This is a genomic window from Pseudomonas sp. GW821-FHT01D09 (assembly GCF_059422465.1).
On the sequence record NZ_JBWKWY010000011.1, the window covers coordinates 119,613 to 138,879 of the forward strand.

Here is a 19,267-nt window from a genome sequence, read left to right on the forward strand (position 1 = left end):
TACTGCGACATAAGGTCGCACACATATCCAGACCTTTCAGGCCACTTGGCCGGCGGGCGCTCCGCTTGGGGGGCGATGGCAATAACGACAGGAGTGACTGGCATGATCCATCACGTCGTGGGGCTTTTCACCCATCCCGACCAGGAATGGCGGGAAATTCGTGGCGATAAAGAGGAAAGCATCGGCCACATGTACCTGACTCACACGCTGATTCTCGCGGCGATCCCCGCCGTGTCGGCGTTTATCGGCACCACCCAGGTCGGCTGGGTCATCGGCAATCGCGCCCCGGTCATGCTGACCCAGGAAAGCGCGTTGTGGATGACCATCATGTCGTACCTGGCGATGCTCGGCGGCGTTGCGGTGATGGGCGCCTTCATTCACTGGATGGCGCGCACCTATGACGCCAATCCGAGCATGGCACGCTGCGTGGCATTTGCCACCTACACCGCCACCCCCCTGTTTATCGGCGGGCTGGCCGCGCTGTATCCGCATATGTGGCTGGGCATGGTCGTGGGCACGGCCGCCATCTGCTACACGGTGTACCTGCTGTATGTGGGGCTGCCGACCTTCATGAGCATCGACCCGGACGAAGGCTTCCTGTTTTCCAGCTCGGTACTGGCCGTCGGCCTGGTGGTCCTGGTGGCGATCATGGCGTTTACCGTGATTGTCTGGGGCCTGGGCGTGGGGCCGATCTACACCAACTAGCCGTTTTTTAACCGCAGGAACAGCCACCGCAAGGTGGCTTTGTGCGTGATGCATGACCATTCGGCGCCTGGCAGATTCGGAAACCCCCTTGGATGCGGCATACTGAGGGTCTCTGGAGATATGTACAGCATGCCCGAGCAACTCAATACCCGCGTCGAAGATTGTTTCCTGCAAGCCGAATCCTTTTTCAAACGAAGTTTCAAACGCCCCCAGGTCAGCCTCAAGCTGCGTGGGCAGAAAGCCGGTGTCGCGCATTTGCACGAGAACCTGCTGCGCTTCAACCCCCAGTTGTACCGGGAAAACAGCCAACACTTCCTCAAACAGACGGTGGCCCACGAAGTGGCGCACCTGATCGCCCACCAATTGTTCGGCGAGCGCATCCAGCCCCATGGCGAGGAATGGCAACTGATCATGCGCGGGGTCTACGAACTGCCCCCCGACCGTTGCCATACCTATGAGATCCAGCGCCGACGGGTGACCCGTTATATCTACCGGTGCCCGTGTGCCGACAGTGACTTTCCGTTCTCGGCCCAGCGCCATGGGTTGGTGAACCAGGGGCGACGGTATGTGTGCCGCAGGTGCCGGGGGACGTTGGTGTTTACTGGGGAGACGCGGGTGGAGTGAGGTTTTGGGGTGGTTTCACTGGCCCCATCGCGGGCAAGCCCGCTCCCACATTTGAATGTATTCACAAATCAGAATGTGGGAGCTGGCTTGCCTGCGATGGAGCCAAAACAGCCACTACCCCACCACCTTGGCCCCCCGCAGCTCAGCAATCCGCTGGGTACTGAAACCCAACTCCCCCAACACCTCATCACTGTGCGCCCCCACCGCCGCCCCAATATGCCTCGGCTCCGGCACCCCCTCGGAAAACTTCAGCGGGCACGCCATCTGCGCCTGGAACGAGCCATCCCCACGGGGCACCTGGCTCACCAGCTCCCGGGCCTTTAATTGCGGATGCTCCAGGGCCTCGCCAAGGCTGAGTACCGGCTCCACGCAGGCATCGACCCCGGCAAACAGCGCACACAGCTCCTCAAAACTGTGTCGCTCAAACTCAATCTGCAATGCCTGCTTGAGGGCCTTTTGCTGTTCGGGCTTGGGTGACAGGCCCTGGGCCGCCAATTCCGGGCGCCCCAGCGCGCCACACAGTTGCTGCATAAACCCCGGCTCCAGGCTGCCCACGGATAACCAGCGCCCGTCCCGCGAGCGGTAGTAGTCGTAGAAACTGCCGCCATTGAGCACCTGGTCTTCGCGCCCAGGCTCCATGCCACAGGCCAGGTAGGCCGCGCCAGCCATGGCGTTGAGGCTGAAGGCACAGTCGGTCATGCTCACATCCAGGTACTGGCCCAGCCCACTGTGCTGGCGCGCAATCACTGCCGCGAGCAGGCCGACCACCCCATGCAACGAGCCACCGCCCACATCCGCCACTTGCACGCCCAGGGGCAGCGGGCCGCTGTCCTGGCGCCCGGTATAGCTGGCGACGCCGGACAGGGCCAGGTAGTTGATGTCATGCCCGGCGCGGTCCTTGTAGGGGCCGGTCTGGCCGTAGCCGGTGATGGACACATAGATCAGCTTCGGGTTGATCGCCTTCAACGCTTCATACCCCAACCCCAGGCGCTCCATGACTCCGGGGCGAAACTGCTCCAGCACAATGTCGTAGTCCGCCACCAATTGCCGCACGATCGCCAGTGCCTCGGGCTGCTTGAGGTCCAGGGCCAGGCTGCGCTTGTTGCGGTTGAGGTAGGCATGGCTGGCCGACACCCCTCGATCGTGGGGCGGCAACACCCGCAGCAGGTCCAGGCGCGTGGGGGATTCGATGCGCAGCACCTCGGCGCCCATGTCTGCCAACAGCAGCGAAGCAAAAGGCCCCGGCAGCAGGGTCGAGAAATCCAGCACTTTAAGGGACGCCAAGGGGCCTGACATGGGAGCTCCGATTCCAGTTCGATGGGGCACAGAGTAGTCAGCCTTGGGCAACAGCGGCAATTACCGTAAGCATCATCGACAGTGACCGTTGTGCTCGTGCGCCCATAAAAAAACCCATCCGAAGATGGGTTTTTCAGGGCTGCGCCAGCGTTTACTTGATGGCCGGGGCCGGGCCTTCGGCCACGCCCAGGTCATCCAGTTCGCGGGTTTCGGAGATACCGGTACCGCCGGACGCCAGCTCGCTTTGCAGCTTGTCAGTGTCCAGTTCCTTGACCCACTTGGCGACGACGATGGTCGCTACGGCGTTACCGACCAGGTTGGTCAGGGCGCGGGCTTCGGACATGAAGCGGTCGATACCGAGGATCAGCGCCAGGCCGGCAACCGGCAGGTGGCCAACCGCCGACAGGGTTGCGGCCAGGACGATAAAGCCACTCCCAGTCACGCCCGCAGCACCTTTGGAGGACAGCAACAGCACCAGCAGCAGGGTGATCTGGTGGGTGATGTCCATGTGGGTGTCCGTCGCCTGGGCGATGAACACGGCAGCCATGGTCAGGTAGATCGAAGTACCGTCAAGGTTGAAAGAGTAGCCCGTCGGGATCACCAGGCCTACCACCGACTTCTTCGCACCCAGGCGCTCCATCTTGATCAGCATGCGCGGCAATGCGGACTCGGAGGAGGAAGTCCCCAGGACGATCAGCAGTTCTTCACGGATGTAGCGCACCAGTTTCAGGACGCTGAAGCCGTGGGCGCGGCAGATGCCACCCAGGACCACCAGCACGAACAGCACACAGGTGATGTAGAAGCAGATCATCAACTGGCCCAGTTGCACCAGCGAGCCGACACCGTAGGCCCCGATGGTGAACGCCATGGCGCCCAGGGCACCGATTGGCGCGAGCTTCATGATCATGTTGATGATGTTGAACATCACGTGGGCGAAGCGATCGATGAAGTCCAGCACCGGCTTGCCATAGGCACCCAGGCGATGCAGGGCAAAACCGAAGATCACCGAGAACATCAGCACTTGCAGGATATCGCCGTTGGCAAAGGCGCCGACGATGGTGTTGGGGATCACGTTGAGGATAAAGCCAACGATGCTCTGGTCTTTACCGGCAGTGACGTAGGCCGCGACTTTCGAGGCGTCCAGGGTCGCAACGTCGATGTGCATGCCAGCGCCTGGCTGCACCACGTTGACCACGACCAGGCCGATCAGCAGGGCGATGGTGGACACGATTTCAAAGTACAGCAGCGCGTAGCCGCCGGTCTTGCCCACCGACTTCATGTTCTGCATGCCGGCGATGCCGCTGACCACGGTGCAGAAGATGATCGGGGCGATGACCATTTTGATCAGCTTGATAAAGCCGTCACCCAATGGCTTGAGGGCCACACCGGTCTGTGGGTAGAAGTGACCGAGCAGGATACCGATAACGATGGCAACGATTACCTGGAAGTACAGGGTTTTGTAGAACGGCTGACGAGTCGTCATTGCAAAGTTTCCTCAAGAGTCCCGTGGGGCAAATATCCGCCATGGCCCACGACACTTGAATTGCGAACCCTCCTGCACTGGAGGGATTTGTTTTGGCGAACTGCGGGCTGGCAGGTCTGTACTCCTTATCGCAAACGGCGTGCCACTTTCCTGAAAAGCCCTGGAGCCCTTAAACCACGGGGGTCGATGGCTAGCAACGGCGGTTTCCCGGGGGCACACAGGTGGCGGATATCCGCCCAGCGCCCCGATCTCGTCCTACAATTTGGCGGATATCCGCCTTGTCCCCCCAAGGCATGATGGCTACCATCGGCCACTCAATGGACGAGGCCCCCGCATGCGCGAACGCACCATCGCCAGTCATTACGCCCGTGCGGCCCTGGGCGGCGCGCGCCGGGCCGGCTACGACTGCTCGACGCTGTTGCAGCAACTGGGCATTACCCCGGAACTGCTGGCAGAGCCCCGCGCGCGTATCGCCCCGGAGCAGTTCACGCGGCTGTTGCAGATGTTGTGGCGGGCCCTGGATGACGAGTACCTGGGCTTCGCCGACGCACCGAGCAAGCGCGGCACCTTTGCCATGATGTGCCACGCGCTGATCCATTGCCGGACCCTGGAAAAGGCACTGGAACGCGGGTTGTTGTTCTACAGCCTGTTCCCCCAGGGGCCGCGCTGGCGCCTGAGCCGTGAGGGCGACATGGCGCGCCTGAGCCTGGATGACTCGCAACTGTGGGACCCGGATCATTTTTTGAGCGAAAGCCTGCTGGTGATCTGGCATCGCCTCGGCAGTTGGCTGATCGGCCAGCGTATCCGCCTGGAGCAAGCGAGCTTCCGCTACCCGATGCCGGCCCATGCCAGCGAATATGACCTGCTGTTCCCCTGCCCCCTGGTGTTCAGCGCGGCCAGCAGCAGCCTGGTGTTCCACAGCCGCTACCTGAGCCTGCCGCTGCTCCAGGATGAGCGCACCCTCAAGCACTTCCTTGAACGCTCCCCCGCCGACCTGCTGTCCCGGCCCGACGAAGGCGACAGCCTGAGCAGCCAGATACGCCGCCTGCTCAGCCGCGATCGCACGCCGTGGCCAGACTTGGAAGCCGTGGCGCAGCACCTGCATATCAGCCCGCAGACCCTGCGCCGGCATTTGCGCGAGGAAGGCACCAGTTTCCAGGCACTCAAGGATGAATTGCGCCGGGATATTGCGATTTTTCACCTGGGGCGGGCGGATTTGTCGTTGCAGGAGATTGCCGAGCAGTTGGGATTTTCCGAGCCTTCGGCGTTTCACCGGGCATTCAAGAAGTGGACGGGGGTGACACCGGGGGCTTATCGGGCGCAGGAGAGTTGAGGGAGGTGGTGTTTGGGCGGGCGCCATCGCAGGCAAGCCAGCTCCCACATTTAACGGTGTTCACAAATCAAAATGTGGGAGCTGGCTTGCCGGCGATGCGGCCGGCAAATCCAACAAGGATCACACGGCCGGAAAATGAATCCTGAACGCCGCCCCCCCTAAAGGTGAATCCCCCAGGGTCAACCGCGCGCCATAGCTTTCAATAATGTCCTTGACCACCGCCAGCCCAATCCCCTGCCCCGGATGCTGGCGGTCCAAGCGCTCGCCGCGCTGCAGGATCCGCGCGCGCTGGTCGGGGGGCACGCCGGGGCCATCGTCTTCGATGCACAGGCGCACCCCATCGGCCCCTTCCTCCAGGGTCACGCGCACTTCGCCCAGGCACAGGCGGTAGGCGTTTTCCAGCAGGTTGCCAAGCAACTCCAGCAACGCGCCCTGTTCGATGGGCACGTCGCATTGCTCCGGCAGCGCAAAAGATACGCGCACACGCTTGTCGCGGTAGACCTTGTCCAGGGTGTCGCACAGGCTTTGCAGCACCGGGCGCAGGCGCACCTGGTGACGCACCAGGCCACTTTTACGCAGGCTGGCGCGCTGCAACTGGTAGCTGATCTGCTGGCTCATGCGCTCGATCTGCGACTGCAGGACCCGCGCCTGCCCAAGGTCCCGGGGGCGCTGGGCCATGTCTTCACTCACGCCCTGCAACACTGCCAGGGGGGTTTTCAGGCTGTGGGCCAGGTCGTCCAGGGAATCGCGGTAACGGGTGCGCTGCTCGCGCTCGCTGTGCAGCAGGCGGTTGAGGGAACCGGTCAGGCGCAGCAACTCCCGTGGGTGTTGCTCACTGAGGCTTTCACGGGTGCCGCCTTCGATTTCATCCAGCTCCTGGCTCAGCCGGCGCAAGGCCTGCAAGCCCCAGGTCAGGCCGATCCACAACAGGCTCAACAACACCAGCAAGGCGGCGCCAAAGCCCAGGTAGAGGTTTTCCCGCAGGCCTTCCAGGGTCACCTGGTATTCGCGCACCGGTTGCAGGGCGACGATGCTGAACGCCGCGCTCTTGCCCCCCAGCAGCTTGACCTCGACGTCATACACGAAAAATTCCTGGCCGTTGGCCTCGCGAATCTTCGCAAACTCGTTGCCGCGCCCGTCGTAGCGCGGCCGGTAATTGATGTTTTCTTCCCGAGTCGCCCGCGAACGCCAGACCAGATGGCCTTCACGGTCATAGATATAGCCCAGCAGGCGGCTGTCGGTCAGGTTGAAACGCTCGTCGGGCAACTGCGCCGGCATCAACAAGCGGTTGTTATCGACCCGCGCGGCAGAGATCAGCGTGGTCACATCGGACGCCAGGCGCTGCTCGATGGCATCCTGCAACGCCAGGCTGAACGCGCCCTGCATGGCCGGCAACAGCGCCAGCATGAACAACACGGCCAGGGTGGTGGCCGCCAGCATCAGGCGCAGACGAAGCGAACGGATCAACGGCAGCGCTCGTTAAACAGGTAGCCCAGGCCGCGCACGGTGTCGATGGGCTTGAACCCAGCCGGGCCTTCGAGCTTGCGACGCAGGCGGCCGACCAGTACTTCGATCACGTTCGGGTCGCGCTCGTCGTCATCGGGATAGAGTTGTTCCATCAACCGATCCTTGGCCACCACTTGTTGGTGATGACGCATCAGGTATTCGAGGATCCGGTACTCATAGGCCGTCAGCGCCAGGGGCTGTTCGTCGAGGGACGCCTGTTTGCGGTTGAGGTCCAGCAGCAATGGGCCGGCGACGATGGTCGACTGGGTAAAACCGCTGGAGCGGCGCAACAGGGCGTTCATCCGCGCCTCCAGTTCTTCAAACTGGAAGGGCTTGACCACATAGTCGTCGGCCCCGGCGGCCAGGCCTTCGACCTTGTCCTGCCAGTTGCCGCGCGCGGTGAGGATCAGGATCGGGAAGGTCTTGGCCTGGGTCCGCAGTTGGCGGATCAGGTCCAGGCCGCCCATCCCCGGCAGGCCCAGGTCGATAATCGCCAGGTCATGATTGAATTGCCCGGTCTGGTACAGCGCCTCTTCGGCATTGGCCACGGCTTCGACCACGTGACCGCTGTCACCAAGACGGGTCAACAGGTGATGGCGCAACAACGCCTCATCTTCGACAACCAGCAATTTCATAACGCTCTCCAAGGCCAATCCACTGTCCCGCAGGGAACCATCATAGCGGCCCTGACGGTATGCTTGCGCAGTTTACGGCGGTTGAACTGAACACAGTCTGAACCGACGGGCTACCCAGGCAGGCCCCGCCCCATGCAGAATAGCCGGCATGAACCCGATACCCGCCTGCTGCACCCCACTTGATGACCATTGGCCGCTACCCACCGCCCTGCCCGGCACGGTGTTGCTGAGCACCCGCTTCGAGCCCACATTGCTTGAGGCCAGCGATTTTCAGCGCTGCGCCGTGCCGCCGCCGGCCAGCATCCAACGGTCAGTGGCCAAGCGCCAGGCCGAGTTCCTCGCCGGCCGCCTGTGCGCCCGCGCCGCCTTGCAACGGCTCGAAGGCCTGGACTGCATCCCGGCCATTGGCGAGGACCGTGCCCCGGTGTGGCCCGGCCACATCAGCGGCTCGATCACCCACAGCACCGGGCATGCAGCGGCCATCGTCGGGCATAAGGCGCAATGGCGCGGGCTGGGCATGGACCTGGAGAACCTGCTGCCCCTTGAACGGGCCGAGCGCCTGGCGGGGGAAATCCTTACCCCGGATGAGCTGCAACGCATGGCCACAGGGCCAAGGGAGCAGATTGCGCAGCTAGTGACCCTGACGTTTTCGGCCAAGGAAAGCCTGTTCAAGGCGCTCTATCCGATTGTGCACAAGCGCTTCTATTTTGAGCATGCAGAAGTGGTGGAGTGGTCCGATTCAGGATTTTTGCGCTTGCGATTGCTGACGGATTTGTCCAGTGAGTGGTGTTATGGCAAGGAGCTGGAGGGGCAGTTTGTGGTGCATGAAGGGCAGTTGTTGAGCCTGGTAGCTGTCGGCGCCTGATAGATAGCTATCGCAGGCAAGCCAGCTCCCACATTTGACGGTGTTCACACATCAAAATGTGTGCTGGCTTGCCTGCGATGTCGGTCTCAAGTCTTGTCCTGGTCCCGCGGCCAACTCAGGCTGAAGCAAGCGCCGCCCAGGTTGTTGCTCTTGCTGATCAACGCCCGCCCGCCATGCCAGTAGATAATCCGCCGCACAATCGACAAACCCAGGCCATGCCCGCCCGAGGCGCGGGTGCGGCTGTCATCCAGGCGCAGGAAGGGGGTGAAGATGCGCTCCCAGGCACTTTCCGGCACGCCCGGGCCATCGTCTTCGACGTCGATACGGCAACGCACCTGGCCCACCTGGTAGCTGATCAGCACCCGCGACTGGGCATGGCGCATGGCATTGCTCACCAGGTTTTGCAGGGCACGGTGCAGGTAGCGTGGTTCGGCATCGACCCAGGCCGCGTCCAGGTGCGCCGATGACAGGCACACGCCCCGCGCCACCTTGATCCCCGGCCGCAAGGGCGCCAACTCGCCAATCACCTGGTCGAGCAAGGCACTCAGGTCGACCCGCTGGAAACTCAGGGCCGGCGAGCCCTGCTCCAGGCGCGCATAGGTGAGCATCTCATCCACCAGGCCGTCGAGGTCCTGGATATCGCTGTCCATGCCTTCCATGTATTTACGCCGGGCTTCGGGCGTGGCGGCGTCGCCGATCATCTCCAGGCCAAACCGCAGGCGCGCCACCGGCGTGCGCAATTCATGGGACACCGCGCGCACCAGTTCGCGCTGGATCGCCAACAAGCGCTGCAAGTGCTCGGCCATGCCATTGAAGGCCGCCGCCAGGCGCCCTACCGAGTCGGCCCCGCGCGCCGGCACCCGGGCTTCCAGGTTACCTTTGGCGATGCGCGTGGCGGCCGCTTCCAACCCGCGCAGGCGGCGCTCCAGTTGGCGCACCAGTAAATACACGATCAGGCCGATCAGGGTCAGGCCGATCAGGGCAATCAGCACCAGCCATTGCGCCGGGTAAGGGTTCATCTGGTACAGCGGGCCGATTTCCAGGACCCATGGCGTGCCGACCATACCGGCAAACACGCGGATCGAGTCGCCGCCCTTGCCCAGGGCCATCACCGTATCGCCTTCGGCCACGCGACGCCGCTGGTCTTCGTCCATATCGGCGGCGTCCAGTTTCAGCAGGTGCATTTCAAAGCCGAAACCCTTGGCCTCTTTCAGGTCGGCCAGCCGTTGCGGCTGCTCGGCCACCGGAAACCGCACCAGTTCGTCGGCCAGCAAATAAATGGTGGCCCGGGCCAGTTGCTCGCTGATCTGCTGCACTTCGCCGCTGAGCAGCAGTTGCTCTTTTTCACTGACCAGGCGCAATACCCGGGCCGCATGGGGCCCGGTCTGCTCCACCAGGACCTGGCCGCGCTGCAGGCGGTTGCGTTGGCTCAGGTCCAGGCGGGCATCCGCCACCGCCTGCAGTTGCAAGGGAATCCCCAGCAAACGCTCCCACACCGCCAGGGCGCGTTGGCGCTCGATGCTGCTCATCGGTTGCAGGTTGTCGCCCATCAGGGCAAACGTGCCGTGGGCCAGGCGCTCGCGATACTGGCCGCTGCGCACTTCATTGAGCAGGTGCAGGGCCAGGACGCCCAGCAGGGCCACCAGGATCAGCGCCGCGCACATGCCGCCATAGATGCGCAGGAAGATCGAGTTCATGACAGCCTATCGGCGCAGGCTTCGGGGACGAACAGGTAGCCTTTGCTGCGAATGGTCTTGATCAGGCGCGGATGGATGGGATCGTCGCCAATTTTCGGGCGGATCCGCGAGATACGCACATCAATGGAACGGTCCTGGCCGTCATAGCCGATGCCGCGCAGGGCGGTGAAGATCTCTTCCCGGGACAGGATGCGCCCGGCATTGGCCACCAACAGCCATAACAGGTCGAATTCGGCGCTGGTCAGCTCGATGCCACCGCCGTGCAGCCAGGCTTCGCGCAAGGCGTTGTCCACCACCAGCGGGCCGAATTGCAGGCGCCGCTGTTTTTCCGGGGCCACGGGCTCGGTACTTTCGCTGCGCCGCAACAAGGCCTGGATCCGTGCCAGCAACAGGCGCGGGCGCACCGGTTTGCACACATAGTCATCGGCGCCCATGTCCAGGCCCAGGACCTGGTCCATGTCGTCGGTGCGCGCGGTGAGCATCAGGATCGCCCCGTCGTAGCGCTCGCGCACCTTGCGGCAGATGCTCAGGCCGTCTTCACCGGGCAACATCAGGTCGAGGATCACCAGGTCCGGCTGCTCGGCAATGATCCGCGCCACCGCCAAGGCGCCGTCGCCTTCGATGGAGACCCGCAGGCCGTTGCTTTCCAGGTAGTCACGGGTCAACTCAGCCAGACGCTGGTCGTCCTCGACAATCAATACCTGCCAGGCTTCTTGCTCCACGGGTGGTCCTCGTTTTTTATAAGGGATTTGTCCGGACTGCGCAGGTCCAAATGTGGGAGCGGGCTTGCCCGCGATAACGGTGGATCAGTAGTAGATATGTTGCCTGACACACTGCTATCGCGGGCAAGCCCGCTCCCACATTTTGATCCTTGCCAGCCGTACCCAATTTGTCATGCACAAAGGGCATAACCGTGTAGGAATAAAAGGCCGATTGTAGCCATGGCCCAGCCCTCAAACACAAGCCAGGAAATGCATTCGGTGATCGCGTTTTTTTGTGATAGGGTTCGCGCCCGCAAAAATCCAGCCGGGTGTTTTCAGCTTGGAATATTCGGTGACAAACGGTGCGATGCAGCAGTACTGCGGCCTACACGGCGGTTCCACCTTTCATACACATTTTACCCACAGCGTTATCCACAGGCCATGCGTTGCTAAGCCCCCCAAAACGCATTATCTTGTAGCCCGTCGCCGAAAAAACCCTACATGTAGGGTTTGAAGCGAAAAGACCAAACACAAATCAGACAAGAAACTCAAGTGCTTTCTTGCTCCTGTTTGGTGGAACTTAAACCTTTTTTGAAAGCCCAAACCGCGCACGCGGATGGCTGCTGTTTTCAAGCCCGAATGGGAGAAAGCGGTACGGGTGTTGCAATACAAGCGACACCCAGCAGGATTACGGCAAAGAGCGTGAGGCTCGGCGCCGAAGACTTCGGCATGGAAGCGGCGCGAACAGCTCCCTTCCTCCTGTCCCGAGGTTGTTATGCCAGGCCCAGGCCTGTTGTAAGTGCTTCAGGACGGAACGGTGGGCACCGTGATGGTGCCCAAATAAATATAGAATGTGGAGACAACCCCCCATGCAAACCGACACAACTCGCGAGAACCCGCAAGGCTCCGTGCCGCAGGCTGCTGATTCAAATATGGATCTGTCCGCCACCGCGCCCGGCCAATTGCGCGTGATCAAGCGTAACGGCACTGTCGTTCCTTACACCGATGACAAAATCACCGTCGCCATCACCAAAGCGTTTCTTGCAGTTGAAGGCGGCACCGCTGCCGCTTCGTCGCGTATCCACGACACCGTTGCCCGCCTGACCGAACAAGTCACCGCGACCTTCAAGCGTCGCATGCCTTCGGGCGGCACCATCCACATCGAAGAAATCCAGGACCAGGTCGAACTGGCCCTGATGCGTGCCGGCGAGCAGAAAGTGGCCCGCGACTACGTGATCTACCGTGACTCGCGCGCCAAGGAACGTGCTGTACACGCGCCGTCCGCCGAAGCCGTGAAAGCCCACCCGTCGATCCGCATCACCCTGGCTGATGGTTCGTTCGCGCCGCTGGACCTGGGCCGCCTGAACACCATCATCACCGAAGCCTGCGAAGGCCTGGAAGAAGTCGATGGCGACCTGATCCAGCGTGAAACCCTGAAGAACCTGTACGACGGCGTGGCCCTGACCGACGTCAACACCGCCCTGGTGATGACCGCCCGTACCCTGGTCGAGCGTGAGCCGAACTACTCGTTCGTCACCGCCCGCCTGTTGATGGACACCCTGCGTGCCGAAGGCCTGGGCTTCCTGAACGTCGCCCAGAGCGCTACCCACCACGAAATGGCCGACCTGTACGCCAAGGCCCTGCCTGCCTACATCGCCAAGGGTATCGAATTTGAATTGCTGAACCCGATCCTGGCCACCTTCGACCTGGAAAAACTCGGCAAGGCGATCAACCACGAGCGTGACCAGCAGTTCACCTACCTGGGCCTGCAAACCCTGTATGACCGTTACTTCATCCACAAGGACGGGATCCGCTTCGAGCTGCCACAGGTGTTCTTCATGCGCGTGGCCATGGGCCTGGCGATCGAAGAGAAGCACAAGGAAGACCGTGCGATCGAGTTCTACAACCTGTTGTCGTCCTTCGACTACATGTCGTCGACCCCGACCCTGTTCAACGCCGGCACCCTGCGTCCACAGCTGTCGAGCTGCTACCTGACCACCGTGCCGGATGACCTGTCGGGTATCTACCACGCGATCCACGACAACGCCATGCTGTCCAAATTCGCCGGCGGCCTGGGCAACGACTGGACCCCGGTGCGTGCACTGGGTTCGTACATCAAGGGCACCAACGGCAAGTCCCAGGGCGTCGTGCCGTTCCTCAAGGTCGTGAACGACACCGCCGTAGCAGTGAACCAGGGCGGCAAGCGCAAAGGCGCTGTGTGTGCGTACCTGGAAACCTGGCACATGGACATTGAAGAGTTCATCGAGCTGCGCAAGAACACCGGTGATGATCGTCGTCGTACCCACGACATGAACACCGCCAACTGGATCCCAGACCTGTTCATGAAGCGCGTCTTCGATGACGGCCCGTGGACCCTGTTCTCGCCCTCCGAAGTGCCAGACCTGCACGACCTGACCGGCAAGGCCTTTGAAGAGCGCTACGAGTACTACGAAGCCCTGTCCCAGTACCCAGGCAAAATCAAGCTGTTCAAGACCATCCAGGCCAAAGACCTGTGGCGCAAGATGCTGTCGATGCTGTTTGAAACCGGCCACCCATGGCTGACCTTCAAGGACCCGTGCAACCTGCGCAGCCCGCAGCAGCACGTGGGCGTGGTCCACAGCTCGAACCTGTGCACCGAGATCACCTTGAACACCAACAAGGACGAGATCGCCGTTTGCAACCTGGGCTCGATCAACCTGCCGAACCACATCGTGGGCGGCAAGCTGGACACCGCCAAGCTGCAGCGCACCGTCAACACCGCCGTACGCATGCTCGATAACGTGATCGACATCAACTACTACTCGGTGCCACAGGCGCAGAACTCCAACTTCAAGCACCGTCCGGTGGGCCTGGGGATCATGGGCTTCCAGGATGCCTTGTACCTGCAGCACATTCCCTACGGTTCGGACGCTGCGGTCGAGTTCGCCGACAAGTCCATGGAAGCGGTCAGCTACTACGCGATCCAGGCTTCCTGCGACCTGGCCGACGAACGCGGCGCCTACGAGACGTTCCAGGGTTCGCTGTGGTCCAAGGGCATCCTGCCGCTGGACTCGCAACAGATCCTGATCGAGCAGCGTGGCCAGAAGTACATCGACGTTGACCTCAACGAATCCCTGGACTGGGCGCCGGTCCGTGCCCGTGTGCAAAAAGGCATTCGTAACTCCAACATCATGGCCATCGCACCGACCGCCACCATCGCCAACATCACCGGCGTGTCGCAGTCGATCGAACCGACCTACCAGAACCTGTATGTGAAATCGAACCTGTCGGGCGAATTCACCGTGATCAACCCGTACCTGGTCCGCGACCTGAAAGCCCGCGGCCTGTGGGACTCGGTAATGATCAACGACCTGAAGTACTACGACGGTTCGGTACAGCAGATCGAGCGCATCCCGCAAGAACTCAAAGAGCTCTACGCGACCGCGTTTGAAGTGGACACCAAGTGGATCGTTGACGCCGCCAGCCGTCGCCAGAAGTGGATCGACCAGGCCCAGTCCCTGAACCTGTACATCGCCGGCGCATCGGGCAAGAAGCTGGACGTGACCTACCGCATGGCGTGGTACCGTGGCCTGAAAACCACCTACTACCTCCGTGCCCTGGCCGCGACCAGCACCGAGAAGTCGACCATCAACACCGGCAAGCTGAACGCTGTATCCAGCGGCAACCACGGTGATGATTCGGTGCTTGCAGCGCCTGCCGGCCCGGCGCCAGTGCCAAAGGCCTGTGCGATTGACGAGCCGGATTGTGAGGCTTGCCAATAAGCTGAGGCCCACCCAGGCTTAATTGAAACAGCCAGCCTCCCGCACACCCTGAATTCCAACGGGGTTCACGGGAGGTTTTTTTTCCTTGTTCTTGCTTGATTAAGCAGGTGGGTACAAGCCTCCAGAACACTTAGCGACCCAACTCTCTTTTTTAACTTACGCATATTCCCGCTTGAAGCCCCAGGCAATCAAATTGGGATCAGTGCGCACGTTGCTGTATTTCGTACCCCATCGATCCTCACTACCATTAAATACAGCGACCGAATGTATATTGTTGTCCAGGCTGCCGACTCTGCCCCTGAGCAATTCCGAAGGACTGACCCTCTCCATAAGATTTCCATAGCCCATCCGCCTATAAGTCTCTATTGCCCACTCCCCATCATTGACGCTGTTAATAGCTTCGCCAAAACTCCTCCCCGAAATCCCATCGTTACGCTGATTCATTGCCTGAACATTGTTCACGGCCAACATCAGATTCATAAATCCGAGCAGTTTCGGATCCTGCCCTTTTAGCTGAGCCCCTGCTGCTGACTCACGGTACTGTGCCTGCGTTACCGGAACATGAGTACCGTCTTTAAGAGTCACATCATAATTGCCCGCCGAATCCCGCTGGATATCTTTAAACACACCAGCTGGCCCGAACTGCGCAATCATGGCCTTACATGCTGAGATAGCACCACAATTGCCTGTTTGCCCCTGATAGGCGCCAGAAAAGAGGTCTTTCGGCATTTCACCGGGTTTGTAGCTACCTGGCTCGAAATTGGTTTGATTGGTTCCCTCCGTAACCGGCAAGTTACCGACTCGCTCTCCGAGCCCCAACCCCCCGCCGGCGTCAATGCCGCCCCCTAGCCCCCCGCCCACATAGCGACCGCTGCCACCTACACCGCCGCCGCCGCCACCACTGTTTCCTACACCACCTCCATCCCTGCTACCTATCTGCGATCCAGCATCAGTAGATACGTCATCTGCAAACAGTTCTGGAAAAAGCCTCTTCAAAAACTCAAGCCAACTGATAGGAGCATCTTTCTTTAGCTGCTCGATAATCTCCTTGAACTTGTCATCACCCAATCTCTCGCGCAAATCATTAAGCCTGTTACGCAACTCTTGGGCGGTCTGGTTCTTGGAAGTTTTCTGAGCATCTTCCAGCTCCTTGAGTAGCTTTAAAACAGTAGCCGTGTTGTCTTGGGCTTCTTCAGTACGCGGTATGCCCCTGCTACTTTCGAAATACACAGGATTTTTTTGGCCCGATATCGACACACCCCACATGGCCTTCCCCTTTTATCAAAACCTGTTGGTTTCAATGAGTGAGAAGAAGGTTGTCGGCAGTTCCAATAGAAATGTGTGATTGCATGAACAGGCAGATAGCGCGAAAAAAGGCGAAAAAAAACCCCTCGACCGAGGGGTTTTCTGTCGCCTGGGGATCAGACCAACAGCATCACGTCATCTGAATGATGGTCTGCATGATGGTGCTCTGGGTGGAGATGGTCTTGGCGTTCGCCTGGTAGTTGCTCTGGGCCTTGATCAGGTCCACCAGCTCATTGGTCAGGTTGACGTTGGAGTTCTCCAGGGAGTTGGCCACCAGCGAACCCAAGGTACCGGACTCGGGTGCGTCATAGCCCGGTTGGCCCGAAGCAAAGGTTTCTTTCCAGGCGGTGCCACCGGCAGGCTGCAGGCCTTGCTCATTGTTGAAGCTGGCCAGGGAAACCTGGCCGATGGCCTTGCTTTGCTGGTTGCTGAAGGTAGCAAACAGTACACCACTGCCGTCGATTTTCAGCCCGGTGATTTCGCCAGTAGCGTAGCCATCGGTGATCGGTGGGTTACGGTAGCTGGCCGAGTTGTACTGGGTGATATTGCCCATGTTGATCGCAATCTTGCCCCCGGCGGCGCCGTTGTCAGGGTTCCACACGCCGTTTTCCATGACGCCCGGTTTCCAGTCGATGGTCAGGGTGGTATTGGACACGTTGCTCGGCGGAGTGATGATCCCTTGCAGCGCGCCGGCGGTATCAAACGTCACGGTCGAGGCAACAGGTGGCGAGGCCGTGATCGAGCTGCCATCCGGGTTGTGCCCATCGACCAGGGTGTAGGACTTCCAGGTATTGGAGTCGGTTTTCACCATGTACTGCACCATCTCGTGGGCATTGCCCTGGGTGTCATACAAGGTGGTGCCATATTGCTCGGTAAACGTCGATGTATCGCCCGGGTTGAATGGCTTGGTCACCTGGTCGATCGGCAACTTGGAAGAGTTCAGGTTGCTGCTTGAATCAACCTTGGTCGACGCCTTGGGCGGCAGGTTGGACAGGTTGATACGCAGGTCGGTCAGGCCGCTCTTGCTGATCTTGCCGTCTTCATCGGCGGCATAGCCCTGCAGGCGCGAGGTGCCGGTGTTGTTGGTAATGTAGCCATCCTTGTCCGGCTTGAACGAGCCGCTACGGGTGTATTCCAACGAGCCGTCGCTGCCTTTTTGCACGAAGAAGCCACCACCCTGGATCGCCATATCCAGCAAACCGCCGCTGCTGGTGACTTCACCCTGGGTAAACTGCTGGGAGACTGCGGCCAGGTTCACACCTGTACCAATAGTCTTGTTGCCAGTGCCCAGGCGCGACGCCGCGTAGATGTCGGCGAACTCGGCACGGGACGACTTGAAGCCGGTGGTCGCGACGTTGGCGATGTTGTTGCCGGTCACGTCCAGTTGTTTGTTGGCCGCATAGAGGCCGCTAAGGCCGATATTAAAAGACATGTTTCTCTCCTCTTGCCGTATTTAGCCGGCTCTATGTACCGATAGTCTGAATTTGCGACAGCTTGATGCTGCCCATGCCGCCAGAAAGATTGAGCAGCATTTCGCCGCCGGTCTGGCTCAGGGTCACGCTGGTGACCGTGGCGGGCAGCGAGGTTTTCAACGCCACTGACTCACCGGCGTCATTCTTGGTGCTGGCCGCGAAGGTGTAAGAGCCAGAATCCAGTGGCTCGCCCGCTTCGTTCTTGCCGTCCCAGATAAAGTCCGCCTTGCCGGCGCTTTGGGCGCCCAGCTCGATGGTCTTGACCAGCTTGCCGTCCTTGTCGGTGACCTTGACGGTGACGTTACCCACCGACGACCCCACGGCGACCGAGCCGGTAAAGCTCTTGCTCGTATCGACCATGGCCTTGTTGGTTTCAATAATCACCGAACGCCCCACCAGCGACGAGGCTTGTAGCGCCTGCGACGACTTGTAGTTGCCGGTGATGGTGTTCACCGAGTCGTTCAGGGTGTTGATGCCTTCCAGGCTGCTGAACTGCGCCAGTTGCGCGACGAACGCGCCGTTGTCCTGGGGCGACAGCGGGTTCTGGTTCTTCAGCTGGGTAACCAGCAATTGCAGGAACGCATCCTTGCCCAGGGACTGGTTGCCCGAGGCGGCCTTGGCGGTATCGGCCAGGTTGCCCTGAGTGGACTTGGCATCCTTGACCTTGGAGTCGAACAGACTCTGGATTGTCGACTGACTCGACACATCGTTAGTGACGGACATGCTTTAGCGCCCCTTATCACTGACCGAGGGTCAGGACCTTCTGCATCATGGCTTTGGCGGTGTTCATCATTTCCGCGTTGGTCTGGAACGAGCGGCTGGCAGAAATCATGTCAGCCATTTCCTCGACCACGTTGACGTTGGGGTAGTACACGTACCCTTTTTCGTTCGCGGCAGGATGGTTGGGTTCGTAGCGCGCTTCGAGGTTGCTCTGGTCTTCGACCACCCCCAGCACCTGGACGCCCTGGCCGGCAACATCCTGGTCCTGGAACAACGAATCGCCGCCACTGCCCTGGGCCCCCTGGAACATGGTGGCAAATACCGGGTGCCGCGCACGGTAGGTCTGGTCGATGCTCGACGACACGGTCTCGGCGTTGGCGATGTTACTGGCGACCGTGTTCAGACGCGTGGTCTGGGCGCTCATGCCACTACCGGCAATATTGAAAACACTGGATAGAGACATGGCTTACTCTCCGCGCAGGGCTGCCATCAGCCCTTTGAATTTGCTGTTGAGCAGGGTGAAGCTGGCCTGGAAGTTCACCGAGTTCTCGGCGTAGTTCGATTGCTCCAGCTGCGCGTCGACGGTGTTCTGGTCGATCGACGGCTGCATCGGCGTGCGATACATCAGCGACTCATCGCCACTGCCCAGTCCCTGCGCTTCGATATGACGGTTATTGGTCATGTTCAAGGCGAAGGAGCCGTTCTGGGTCTTGTCACTCTGTGCGGCGAGCACGGCGGCAAAATCCAGGTCCCGAGCCTTGTAGTTCGGGGTGTCGGCGTTGGCGATGTTGTTAGCCAGGACTTCGGCACGCTGGGCGCGAAAGCCCAGGGCCTGTTCGTGGATACCGAGCGCTTTATCGAAGCTGATGCTCATGGCGGAAACCTTTAGGGGCTGACCTGCTGTTCTGTAACAGGGTTATAGCAAGCGCCATGCCAGGTTTTTCAGGCCCAATAAATCAAGGGGTTAGGGAGATATTGCCGGTGGCAATGGCGCAAAAGCGGCAACGCTTTACCGCGAAGCGTCAGGAAAGCGGCAATGGGCAGTTGCCGCTATAGAAGGTTTGGCACAAAAAAGTGGGAACTGCGGCGGGCGCTGAGAGCGGGGTCGGCAAAAATAAGTGTGGGAGCTGGCTTGTCGGGTCGCCGCATCGCTGCGATGCGGCG

The 19,267-nt window shown here is 60.7% G+C and carries 16 protein-coding genes; 5 read left to right on the forward strand and 11 right to left on the reverse strand.

Annotated elements, in window-relative coordinates; all coding sequences use genetic code 11:
• Positions 1 to 102: 102 nt before the first annotated feature.
• Both AC07W7_RS13140 and AC07W7_RS13145 read left to right on the forward strand, forming a co-directional pair.
• The gene (locus tag AC07W7_RS13140; RefSeq protein ID WP_076964175.1) at positions 103 to 705 is read left to right on the forward strand and encodes a Yip1 family protein; all 603 of its coding nucleotides are present in this window, start codon (positions 103 to 105) and stop codon (positions 703 to 705) included.
• Positions 706 to 834: 129 nt separating this feature from the next.
• A complete protein-coding gene (locus tag AC07W7_RS13145) occupies positions 835 to 1,329 on the forward strand; it encodes a SprT family zinc-dependent metalloprotease (RefSeq protein ID WP_076964188.1) in 495 nt (164 codons plus the stop codon).
• Positions 1,330 to 1,443: 114 nt separating this feature from the next.
• On the opposite strand, the gene AC07W7_RS13150 is transcribed toward AC07W7_RS13145, so the two are convergent.
• Both AC07W7_RS13150 and AC07W7_RS13155 read right to left on the reverse strand, forming a co-directional pair.
• The gene (locus AC07W7_RS13150) at positions 1,444 to 2,625 is read right to left on the reverse strand and encodes a CaiB/BaiF CoA transferase family protein (RefSeq protein ID WP_495039458.1); all 1,182 of its coding nucleotides are present in this window, start codon (positions 2,623 to 2,625) and stop codon (positions 1,444 to 1,446) included.
• A gap of 151 nt (positions 2,626 to 2,776) precedes the next feature.
• Positions 2,777 to 4,108, reverse strand: a complete 1,332-nt coding sequence (locus AC07W7_RS13155) for a dicarboxylate/amino acid:cation symporter (protein ID WP_076964177.1) — start codon at positions 4,106 to 4,108, stop codon at positions 2,777 to 2,779.
• A 334-nt stretch (positions 4,109 to 4,442) separates the two neighbouring features.
• Here AC07W7_RS13155 and AC07W7_RS13160 point away from each other — a divergent pair, with 334 nt between their 5' ends.
• Positions 4,443 to 5,441, forward strand: a complete 999-nt coding sequence (locus AC07W7_RS13160) for an AraC family transcriptional regulator (protein WP_076964178.1) — start codon at positions 4,443 to 4,445, stop codon at positions 5,439 to 5,441.
• A gap of 120 nt (positions 5,442 to 5,561) precedes the next feature.
• On the opposite strand, the gene AC07W7_RS13165 is transcribed toward AC07W7_RS13160, so the two are convergent.
• Both AC07W7_RS13165 and AC07W7_RS13170 read right to left on the reverse strand, forming a co-directional pair.
• Positions 5,562 to 6,908 carry an ATP-binding protein gene (locus AC07W7_RS13165; RefSeq protein ID WP_169866843.1) on the reverse strand — a complete coding sequence of 449 codons (1,347 nt, stop codon included), beginning with the start codon at positions 6,906 to 6,908 and terminating at the stop codon, positions 5,562 to 5,564.
• Complete coding sequence (locus AC07W7_RS13170) at positions 6,905 to 7,582, reverse strand: response regulator transcription factor (RefSeq protein ID WP_076964180.1); 678 nt, start codon at positions 7,580 to 7,582, stop codon at positions 6,905 to 6,907. Before AC07W7_RS13170 ends, AC07W7_RS13165 begins: the two co-directional genes overlap by 4 nt.
• A gap of 148 nt (positions 7,583 to 7,730) precedes the next feature.
• Here AC07W7_RS13170 and AC07W7_RS13175 point away from each other — a divergent pair, with 148 nt between their 5' ends.
• Positions 7,731 to 8,447 (forward strand): 4'-phosphopantetheinyl transferase family protein, encoded by a 717-nt coding sequence (locus AC07W7_RS13175; protein WP_495039459.1) that lies wholly within the window; start codon positions 7,731 to 7,733, stop codon positions 8,445 to 8,447.
• A gap of 86 nt (positions 8,448 to 8,533) precedes the next feature.
• Here AC07W7_RS13175 and AC07W7_RS13180 read toward each other — a convergent pair whose 3' ends face one another.
• Both AC07W7_RS13180 and AC07W7_RS13185 read right to left on the reverse strand, forming a co-directional pair.
• Positions 8,534 to 10,144 carry an ATP-binding protein gene (locus AC07W7_RS13180; protein ID WP_076964182.1) on the reverse strand — a complete coding sequence of 537 codons (1,611 nt, stop codon included), beginning with the start codon at positions 10,142 to 10,144 and terminating at the stop codon, positions 8,534 to 8,536.
• Positions 10,141 to 10,866: a response regulator gene (locus AC07W7_RS13185; RefSeq protein ID WP_099168458.1), complete on the reverse strand. Its 726-nt coding sequence runs from the start codon at positions 10,864 to 10,866 to the stop codon at positions 10,141 to 10,143. The genes AC07W7_RS13180 and AC07W7_RS13185 overlap by 4 nt, the downstream gene beginning before the upstream one ends.
• Before the next feature lie 848 nt (positions 10,867 to 11,714).
• On the opposite strand from AC07W7_RS13185, the gene AC07W7_RS13190 reads away from it, so the two are divergent.
• Complete coding sequence (locus AC07W7_RS13190) at positions 11,715 to 14,606, forward strand: ribonucleoside-diphosphate reductase subunit alpha (protein ID WP_076964184.1); 2,892 nt, start codon at positions 11,715 to 11,717, stop codon at positions 14,604 to 14,606.
• 156 nt (positions 14,607 to 14,762) lie between these two features.
• Here AC07W7_RS13190 and AC07W7_RS13195 read toward each other — a convergent pair whose 3' ends face one another.
• The 5 genes from AC07W7_RS13195 to flgB all read right to left on the reverse strand — a co-directional run bounded on the left by AC07W7_RS13195 (position 14,763) and on the right by flgB (position 18,977).
• On the reverse strand, positions 14,763 to 15,872 hold the full coding sequence (locus tag AC07W7_RS13195; RefSeq protein WP_495039460.1) for a hypothetical protein: 1,110 nt from the start codon (positions 15,870 to 15,872) through the stop codon (positions 14,763 to 14,765).
• Between the two features lie 169 nt (positions 15,873 to 16,041).
• Complete coding sequence (flgE, locus tag AC07W7_RS13200; protein ID WP_076962868.1) at positions 16,042 to 17,343, reverse strand: flagellar hook protein FlgE; 1,302 nt, start codon at positions 17,341 to 17,343, stop codon at positions 16,042 to 16,044.
• A 31-nt stretch (positions 17,344 to 17,374) separates the two neighbouring features.
• Positions 17,375 to 18,106: a flagellar hook assembly protein FlgD gene (flgD, locus tag AC07W7_RS13205; protein WP_076962869.1), complete on the reverse strand. Its 732-nt coding sequence runs from the start codon at positions 18,104 to 18,106 to the stop codon at positions 17,375 to 17,377.
• Positions 18,107 to 18,122: 16 nt separating this feature from the next.
• On the reverse strand, positions 18,123 to 18,566 hold the full coding sequence (gene flgC, locus AC07W7_RS13210) for a flagellar basal body rod protein FlgC (RefSeq protein ID WP_495039461.1): 444 nt from the start codon (positions 18,564 to 18,566) through the stop codon (positions 18,123 to 18,125).
• A 3-nt stretch (positions 18,567 to 18,569) separates the two neighbouring features.
• Positions 18,570 to 18,977, reverse strand: a complete 408-nt coding sequence (gene flgB / locus AC07W7_RS13215; protein WP_076962871.1) for a flagellar basal body rod protein FlgB — start codon at positions 18,975 to 18,977, stop codon at positions 18,570 to 18,572.
• Between the last annotated feature and the right edge of the window lie 290 nt (positions 18,978 to 19,267).